The sequence below is a fragment of the Mesorhizobium sp. B2-4-14 genome, from assembly GCF_006442155.1.
Classification (GTDB): Bacteria; Pseudomonadota; Alphaproteobacteria; order Rhizobiales; family Rhizobiaceae; genus Mesorhizobium.
Genome location: NZ_VFVA01000076.1, coordinates 1 through 3,072, shown reverse-complemented (window position 1 = coordinate 3,072; position 3,072 = coordinate 1). Strand labels below are relative to the sequence as shown.

The 3,072-nt window shown below is 58.3% G+C and carries 5 protein-coding genes and 1 pseudogene; 4 read left to right on the top strand and 2 right to left on the bottom strand.

Features of this window, described 5'->3' with window-relative positions:
* Together FJ938_RS29185 and FJ938_RS29175 are read left to right on the top strand one after the other, a co-directional pair.
* Window positions 1–509, top strand: a 509-nt coding sequence (locus FJ938_RS29185; protein WP_181169216.1) for a transposase, incomplete at its 5' end; no start/stop codon positions are given.
* Window positions 510–783: 274 nt separating this feature from the next.
* Window positions 784–959: pseudogene (locus FJ938_RS29175) on the top strand (Flp family type IVb pilin).
* Window positions 960–982: 23 nt separating this feature from the next.
* Here FJ938_RS29175 and FJ938_RS29170 read toward each other — a convergent pair.
* Window positions 983–1,867 (bottom strand): ATP-dependent DNA ligase, encoded by an 885-nt coding sequence (locus tag FJ938_RS29170; protein WP_140700101.1) that lies wholly within the window; start codon window positions 1,865–1,867, stop codon window positions 983–985.
* A gap of 224 nt (window positions 1,868–2,091) precedes the next feature.
* Between FJ938_RS29170 and FJ938_RS29165 the strand changes: the two genes are divergently transcribed.
* Window positions 2,092–2,232 carry a hypothetical protein gene (locus FJ938_RS29165; RefSeq protein WP_246673599.1) on the top strand — a complete coding sequence of 47 codons (141 nt, stop codon included), beginning with the start codon at window positions 2,092–2,094 and terminating at the stop codon, window positions 2,230–2,232.
* Between the two features lie 226 nt (window positions 2,233–2,458).
* A complete protein-coding gene (locus FJ938_RS29160; protein ID WP_140700098.1) occupies window positions 2,459–2,674 on the top strand; it encodes a hypothetical protein in 216 nt (71 codons plus the stop codon).
* 168 nt (window positions 2,675–2,842) lie between these two features.
* Here the strand turns inward: FJ938_RS29160 and FJ938_RS29725 are convergent.
* On the bottom strand, window positions 2,843–3,072 hold a 230-nt coding region (locus tag FJ938_RS29725; protein WP_210243435.1), incomplete at its 5' end, for a hypothetical protein.

Here is a 3,072-nt window from a genome sequence, read left to right as displayed (position 1 = left end):
GTCTGAAGGCCGCCGTGACCAAGGTGCTCTCAGCCACATGGCAGCGCTGCCGGGTCCACTTCATGAGGAACGTGCTGACGCACGCCGGCAAGAGCGGCCGCCGCGTCGTCTCGGCCTTCATCGCCACCGCCTTTGCCCAGGAGACGCCGGAGGCCGCAAGCACGCAATGGCGCGCCGTCGCCGATCAGATCCGGCCGAAGGTGCCCAAGCTCGCCACCATCATGGACGACGCCGAACCTGACGTGCTGGCCTACATGACCTTCCCCAAGGAGCATCGGGCCAAGCTTCACAGCACGAATCCGATCGAGCGTCTCAACGGCGAGATCAAGCGCCGAACCGACGTGGTCGGCATCTTCCCGAACGACAACGCCATCGTCCGCCTCGTCGGTGCGCTGCTGCTCGAGCAGAACGATGAATGGGCGGTGCAGCGGGCCCGATACATGACCCTTGAGAACATCAGCCAGATCAGCGATGATCCCCTCATCAGCCTGCCAGCCGTGGCGCGCTGATCAACCCGGCTTCCTGCCGGAGAGCGCGGCGACCAGCGCCGTCAGCTACACCACTTCCTGAGACGCGATCGTCGTTTATCAAACGAGGATGCGTCGAAAGGTTTTCAGGAACGTTTTCTTCCAGCCATTTATGCAAAAAATTCAGAGCCCGGGTGGTCATTCAGCCAAGTGCTTTCACGTGGCCCATAGGCGCAGCCGGCTCGCTTTTTTGCGATCTTAACCAGGCGGCAAGGTCGAGCGCGTATTATCTCTAGCTTATATAGGAGGTTTGACCATGCAAACACTTATTCGGTTTATCCGAGACGAGGCCGGCGCTACGGCAATCGAATATGCTCTGATCGGGGCTTTGGTGGCACTCGCCATCGTCACACTGGCGCTGGCGCCTTGGGCAATGCCCTTAACGTCAAGTTCAAGACGATCGGCAACACTGTGAACAGCAGCGGGTCTTAGCGCAGCGCCCACACCGGAAGGCTTCAGTCGCCTTTCCCCGAATTGTGATCATCCTCCCGAAAGTCCTTGAGCGAGGCGTGACGTAGCTTCTCCTCGCCTTTCAGGAACCTCACGCGGCCGAGCAGGCCCGGCTTTAGCCATTCGGCCTTTTCCTTGGCCAGGCCTATCGGCGCCAACGCGCCGACCTTGCCCTGCACACGGTTCCACAGCCGTTCCCGGATCTCGCGGTTCATAGTGATGAAGGCGCCGCCGACATAGCGGCCGTTCTCGGCCAGGAGCGCCATCGCGGGCTTGCCGGCCTCTCGCTTCACGCCGATGATTTCAAGATCCCTTTCGGTGAAGCATTTGATCTTGCGCCAGTTCATCGTTGGGCCGCTGCGATAGGCGCTGCCCTTGCGCTTTGAAACCATGCCCTCCAGGCCGGCCTGGTCCACAAGGTGATAGACGGCATCACCGGTTCCGGGCATTGCTTCGCTGAACTGAATGCGGCCATCGTCCGGTATCAACGCCTGGAGGATATCGCGGCGGTCTTCTACCGGCATGTCGCGCAAATTGTGCCCGTTTAGGTGCAGGAGATCGAACGCTACCAGATACAGGTCGCGAGACGGCTTGCGGCTGGTGACGGCGGTTTGCAATGCGTGGAAGTCGGAGAGGCCGGCCTCATTGACCGTGATCGCCTCGCCATCGATGATGAAGTCTCGTGCCTCGATTGCCGCCGCTTCTCCGGCCAATTGGCTATAGCGGCCCGTCCAATCGTAGCCATTCTTGGTGATCAGCCGAATCCCATCATCATCCTTGATGACTTGGGTGCGGTACCCATCGAATTTGATCTCATGGATCCACTCATCGCCCTGGGGCGGGGCGTCCACCAGATCGGGTTCCATCGGCTTGATGAACTTCAGACGCATCACTCACTCGCAAAACCCGGTTCAATTCAATTAGCTTTAGCTAAAATTGTTCCGAATCGGGAAATAGCGGCTGAAACAAGGCGACCGATCGCACGTTGCGAATCTCGCGACAGGAGGGAGCAGCCTTGCCAAACGATGAGTGGGAGACGTTCGAGCAGGCTCGCGCCCGGCCCACTATAATGATCCCGGCCGAGGACTGCGATGAGGCCCTTGGCTTAATCAGAATGGCGATCGAGGCTACCTGTCCGGCCGGCGTGCTGCCCAGCCGAGAAATGGTCAATGCGCTCTATGGGCCGGCCCCGATCCATGAGGCCGAGGCGCTTGCCAAAGCAATCATCGCCACGGTGGAGAAGCTGACCGATTGATACGGTCACGCTATCTGGCACGGCTTGCGCCTTGTTTCGATTGCGTACTAAAATTAAACAGTTGTAATGAAGCGTCGCTTAAGCGATGCTGTATATGGAGCGGCAATTTTTGGGGGGTGTTATGCGAGTATTCGCCACGCTTTTCCTTTGCGCCATCCTTGCCGGCTGCCAATCTACCACTCAATATACTGCTGCCCACCAAGTCCAGGACGGGCAGAAATGCAGCATGTTTGGCTACAAGCCCGGCTCGCAGGATTATACCAGATGCATGTTCTACATGTACGGAGAAAGAGAGCAGCAAACCGCTCAGAATAATCAAGCGGTGGCCAATGCGGTTCTCGGCGCTGCCGCCATAGGTCTTGCCGCAGCAGCGATCGCGAGCTCGCCCCGGTACCGCTATCCAGCATACTGGTGCGGTCGCTGGCGCTGCTACTACTATTGACAATGGCGGTGACGCTGGCGTGAGGTTGAGGAAATGACCCCAGACCAAGAGGCACATATCGAACCTCAGAAAGAGACGTCCGCAGGCTCTTGGCATGCTTCTGGTGGGGCTTCCGTTGGCTCTATTGCTTGTAAAATTCTGCAAGGCCGAAGGATGGAATGCACGGGTCTATGCGCCCATCGTATTCGTCATTTCGATCCAGATTGGCCGCGTCTCAACCGTGTTGGTGCAACGATTAAGGGCCACGAAGTGAGCGGCGTCACTTCGTCCGATCGTCGTGAAACCCCAATGGCCGGTCTTGGGAATGGCTGCGTTTTGCAGATTGCAAAGAGCAGGCGTTGACAAACCGTGGATCGCGCATATCGGATTCCAAATCTCATTTGCGTTCCTGCTAAGGT

Coding starts and splice junctions, on each gene's coding strand:
- FJ938_RS29170 (WP_140700101.1), bottom strand. CDS start 1,867: ATGCGTCTGAAGTTCATCAAGCCGATGGAACCCGATCTGGTGGACGCC.
- FJ938_RS29165 (WP_246673599.1), top strand. CDS start 2,092: ATGGCGATCGAGGCTACCTGTCCGGCCGGCGTGCTGCCCAGCCGAGAA.
- FJ938_RS29160 (WP_140700098.1), top strand. CDS start 2,459: ATGTTTGGCTACAAGCCCGGCTCGCAGGATTATACCAGATGCATGTTC.